The 3,394-nt window shown below is 35.5% G+C and carries 6 protein-coding genes; 3 read left to right on the plus strand and 3 right to left on the minus strand.

The window, feature by feature from the left end:
- A partial coding sequence (locus D6734_02290; protein RMF97386.1) for a hypothetical protein occupies positions 1 to 257 on the minus strand: 257 nt, incomplete at its 3' end.
- Positions 258 to 287: 30 nt separating this feature from the next.
- Here D6734_02290 and D6734_02295 point away from each other — a divergent pair.
- Entirely contained in the window at positions 288 to 551 is a 264-nt protein-coding gene (locus D6734_02295) for a hypothetical protein (GenBank protein RMF97387.1), read from the plus strand.
- Here the strand turns inward: D6734_02295 and ald are convergent.
- Positions 537 to 1,655 (minus strand): alanine dehydrogenase, encoded by a 1,119-nt coding sequence (gene ald / locus D6734_02300; protein RMF97388.1) that lies wholly within the window; start codon positions 1,653 to 1,655, stop codon positions 537 to 539. The genes D6734_02295 and ald overlap by 15 nt on opposite strands.
- A gap of 228 nt (positions 1,656 to 1,883) precedes the next feature.
- Between ald and D6734_02305 the strand changes: the two genes are divergently transcribed.
- Positions 1,884 to 2,465, plus strand: a complete 582-nt coding sequence (locus D6734_02305; GenBank protein RMF97389.1) for a methyl-accepting chemotaxis protein — start codon at positions 1,884 to 1,886, stop codon at positions 2,463 to 2,465.
- A 6-nt stretch (positions 2,466 to 2,471) separates the two neighbouring features.
- Positions 2,472 to 2,870, plus strand: a complete 399-nt coding sequence (locus tag D6734_02310; protein ID RMF97390.1) for a prepilin-type N-terminal cleavage/methylation domain-containing protein — start codon at positions 2,472 to 2,474, stop codon at positions 2,868 to 2,870.
- 7 nt (positions 2,871 to 2,877) lie between these two features.
- Here D6734_02310 and D6734_02315 read toward each other — a convergent pair whose 3' ends face one another.
- The gene (locus D6734_02315) at positions 2,878 to 3,228 is read right to left on the minus strand and encodes a hypothetical protein (GenBank protein ID RMF97391.1); all 351 of its coding nucleotides are present in this window, start codon (positions 3,226 to 3,228) and stop codon (positions 2,878 to 2,880) included.
- Positions 3,229 to 3,394: the final 166 nt, after the last annotated feature.

The raw sequence follows: 3,394 nt of genomic DNA on the forward strand, positions 1-3,394 counted from the left end.
ATTTGGTTTTTAGCTACTATATCTAAATTGTGAATTCTCTCATTAAACCAAATAGTTATCTTTTCCCTTTTCAAATCGGCTATAGAGGAAAGTTTTGACTCTATTTCTTCCTTTCTGTCTTGAAGCGCTCCCTTTATATTTGTGAATGGAATTCCAAATACATTGACGAAACCTATTGCCAACATCAAAAGCAGAAGAGGCAGGACGATATAAAAGAAAATTTTAGAGCGAAATCTATAAATTAAAGATTTTTTCATTTGTTGTTTGTTTATAAAAGCGGTTAATTCTTGCACAAAATCTTAATTTTTATCGGGAAAAGAGGGGAAAAAATTAAAATTTTAAAGAGTAATTTATCTTATTCCCTCCCCCATACATCTATTCTCCAAGTTGAGAAGAATTTTTTTTTGGTTTTTTGGGATTGTATCTTTTGTGAATTAAAATATGCAAAAAAAGTGGATTGTCCAGTTATTATTCAAAAAAAGGCAAAATTATCTATAAATTACATAAAAAATAACATTCTTATGAGACATTTATCCTTAAAATTGGATTAACGAATTTAGTGGCGAGAATTCCATTTCAAAACTTTCAGCTACGGCTTGACACACAAGTTTGCCTTGATAGGTGTTTACCCCTTTTGCTAATGCTTTATCATTTGAGACAGCATTTCTAAATCCCTCCTTTGCAATCTTCAATGCATAGGGTAGGGTAACATTTGTCAGGGCATAAGTTGATGTGCAGGCAACGGCTGAAGGGATATTGGTTACGCAGTAATGAATAACGCCTTCTTCTTTGAAGACAGGGTTGGAATGTGTTGTTGGTTTGGTTGTTTCTGCACAGCCTCCTTGGTCAACAGATATATCAACGAAAACCGAACCTTCCTTCATCTTCTTTATTACTTCGCGAGGAATGATTTTTGGGGCTTTTTTGCCGGGAATAAGGACTGCGCCTATGAGAAGGTCGGCTTCTGCGGCTTTCTCTTCTATGTTTTTTGAATTTGAAATAAGAGTAAAAATTCGTGAGCCGAAGATATCTTCAATATATGCCATCTTTTCCTGTTTTATATCGAGCACTGTAACTTCTGCACCCATACCACAGGCAATCTTTGCCGCATTTATGCCTGCTGTGCCTCCTCCAATTATTATAACTTTGCCCGGAAGGACTCCGGGAACGCCGCCTAACAATACACCTCTGCCTCCTCTTTCCTTTTCGAGAAAGGATGCGCCCACCTGTACGGACAACTTCCCTGCAATTTCACTCATAGGAGTAAGGAGGGGAAGCAGTCCATTCTCAAGCTGTATTGTTTCATAGCCGATTGCTGTTACCTTTCTTTTTAGAAGCTCTTCTGTTAGTGAGCGGCTCGATGCGAGATGAAGGAATGTATATAGAATCAAGTCCTCTCGAAGGTAATCATATTCCTCTTCAAGAGGCTCTTTTACTTTTATTATCATATCGGATTTTTCATAGACTTCCTTTGCACTCTCAACTATTTCTGCACCTGATTCTTCATACTCGTTATCTGGAATGTTGCTTCCTATACCTGCTGACTTTTCAACGATAACTTTTATTCCCGCTTCTGCAAGAGTCCTGACTCCTGAAGGCACTATCCCCACTCTGTATTCATGATCTTTTATCTCCTTTGGTATTCCAACTATCATCTTTTGACCTCCTATCTTTGGGGAAATATTCTATTTTTAATCATCCTATGCCATAAATTATATCAGCCCAATCTAAATGATGCATACTTTAATCGTTTCATAGAGGCAATAATGAAAGTTTTAAAAGCTATAAAAAATAATTGACAATAATATATATAATCTAATTCAATAGACAATAGAGTTCTATAATATTCTTCAGATTAAAAGATTAAAAATCGAGGGTTTTTTATGAAAGGAAATAAAAGGAAAAAGGTTTTAGTGGATAAAGTTGCGCAAACAAAGTATGCAGTAGCAGTGGTCCTTTATTTGATTATCTACACGGTAATAATTTCTTTTCTGATTTATCTGCCCACAATTACCGTTTTAAGTGAGAAGACTGCACCACTTGAAAAAAAAATTGAGGCAGCTAACCAATTTTTTTTCCTTGAAAAAAGGTATTTGCCTGTAGTTCTTCTTGTGATGATAGCAATGGCACTACATAGCGTAACAATTACCCATAAATTCTTCGGACCAATATTCAGATTCAAGGAGGCTGCAAGAAGCATTGCGGAGGGTAAAATGGCTGAAAGGGTATTGAGACGAAAAAATGATTACCTAAAAGATTTTGAAGTGGAATTCAATAATATGGTGAATGCTCTAAATATGCGATTTCTTGAAATATCAAACTTGACGCTGAAAAATTACAAGATAATTGAAGAATTAAAAAATGCAAAAGAATCTGAAATAACAAAAGAAAGGATTTCACAGAAACTTGAAGAGCTAAAATCCAATCTTGAAGAAGTGGAAAGATTAGTAATTAAGAAGAGGTAATGGTTGATGAATATTTTTCGTAAGTCATTGTCTTTACGAAAGGCGAAGAAGGGTTTTAGTTTAATAGAGCTCGTAATCATTGTTGGCATAATCGGAATCATAGCAGCCCTTGCGACACCTCTCTATTTAAGCTACCGGAAAAAAGCCATACAAGTTGAGGCAAAGACAAATCTTTTAGATATTTATAAATTTGAGATTATGTATTTTTCTGAAAATCAAGAATTTACCGCAGATAAAAAAAAGTTGGGTTTTGACCCCAAATCGAATCCACGATATGAATATGAAATCGTAGCTATAGGAAATTCCTTTACCGCTAAAGCAATCGGCAATATCGACAATGATGATGTCCAAGATGTATGGACAATAAATGACAAACAGGCATTGGTGCATCTCACTGTTGATTAAATCTGTTTTACTTCTTCTCCATTTGTTCTTTTATGGCTTTTTCATCGAGGTCTTCTTCAACAACGATTTCAGACATTGTTTTCCCCTTGTAAGCATCGATTCCGTCAAGAAGTTTGACAATAGGCGATAGGATAACTGTGAGACAAAATTTTTCACTTGTCCTGATTTTTCTCCCTTCGTTGTATTCAAAGGCGGCGCGGGGCCCTATAAATATAGATATGAGGCAGGGCTTGATTCCCCCGGGCTTTTTTTCCATTTCCTGTTGTTCACCTGCAAGGGGAATATCCTCCTTTGCATAAGACAAAAGGGGAGTGACAAGAATCAATAAAAGAGAAAAAATTATAAGAGAGCGCTTCATCGAAATTTATCCTCCATTTTTAGGGCGATTATAAACAGATGAATCGGTGAATGTCAAAAATGAAATATGAGAATAAGTCCTCTTTTATTGTATTTCTCCAAATGAAAAATTTCTCATTTTCTCAATTGATTGGAGTAATGAGAGATTTCAATGGATTGTATTATGG

The sequence above is a fragment of the Candidatus Schekmanbacteria bacterium genome, assembly GCA_003695725.1.
Lineage (GTDB): Bacteria > Schekmanbacteria > GWA2-38-11 > GWA2-38-11 > J061 > J061.